Raw genomic sequence first — 1,001 nt, 5'->3', positions numbered from 1 at the left:
CTCCAGCGCGTGGTGAATGCGGGCCTCGTTATCCCCCACCACCGTTTGGTAATAGTGGGGGATCCCCAGTTGCGCCAGCTCGGCTGCCAAGTACTGGGCGTTGGTATTGGTGATCTCTCCCAAGAGCAATTCCGTGCCAATGCAGAGGATCTCAGCTCCCTGGGGAATAGCGGTTTGCGGTGGGATCATGCTTGGCCTCGAGCTCAGCTCAGCCGCAAGAAAAGTATACAAGAGGTCTCGGCCCCCAGATTTCCGGCTGGTCGTCGGCCATTCCCAATTGCGGTGAGACAGCCGGCGGGTTTTCACTTCCCTCTCCCGCTCTGAGAAAATTTCCGCGCCGACTACCCCACAGAAGGCACACTCAAGCTCGATGGGGATCCTCAGCCAGCCGAGCCAAAGCTTCCAAATCAGCACCCACCACGCGGTTGAGAATCCATTCGGGATGTTGCTTGGCACCCATGCGTCGATAGAACTCAATCGCCGGCTGGTTCCAATCCAAAACCATCCACTCCAGCCGCCCATATCCTTTGGCCACCGCCTCCTGAGCCACCCGTGCCAAGAGCGCTTTGCCAATGCCTCTGCCTCGAAACTCCGGCAACACGAACAGATCCTCAAGGTAAATCCCCGGTCGGGTCAGGAAGGTGGAAAAATTGCGGAAATAGAGAGCAAAGCCCACCGCTCGCCCCTCCACTTCTGCCAGCAATGCCGAGGCAAAGGCTTCTGGGCCGAACAAGTAGTGGTGCAACAGATCGGCGGATCCCGTTACCAAGTGGCTCAGCTTCTCATATTCAGCCAAAGCGCAAATGAGATTAAATAGAACAGGCACGTCCAAGGCGGTGGCAGGGCGAATTTCCATAACTTGCCCGACAAGTTCAAGCAAGCTCAAGTTTAACAAAACGCCCGGAATTCCCCACCCTCTATAGAGTGGGGATGGATAGCGCCACTGGATTTGTGGAGCACTCAGAACTAGGACAGGTGGGGGTAGGATAACGCATATGGCA

The 1,001-nt window shown here is 56.3% G+C and carries 2 protein-coding genes; both read right to left on the bottom strand.

Annotated features, from left to right (window positions below):
• The coding region (locus tag NW849_RS14340; RefSeq protein ID WP_414358525.1) for a molybdopterin-binding protein at positions 1–189 on the bottom strand (189 nt) is incomplete at its 3' end.
• Positions 190–361: 172 nt separating this feature from the next.
• On the bottom strand, positions 362–856 hold the full coding sequence (locus NW849_RS14335; protein WP_414358523.1) for an N-acetyltransferase family protein: 495 nt from the start codon (positions 854–856) through the stop codon (positions 362–364).
• Between the last annotated feature and the right edge of the window lie 145 nt (positions 857–1,001).

The organism is Synechococcus sp. R55.3, from assembly GCF_047461975.1.
GTDB lineage: Bacteria > Cyanobacteriota > Cyanobacteriia > Thermostichales > Thermostichaceae > Thermostichus.
This window is presented reverse-complemented; position numbering and strand designations above follow the sequence as displayed.

What these genes read in the sequence shown, in the direction of transcription:
- NW849_RS14335 (WP_414358523.1), bottom strand. Translation starts at nt 856, where the DNA reads ATGGAAATTCGCCCTGCCACCGCCTTGGACGTGCCTGTTCTATTTAAT.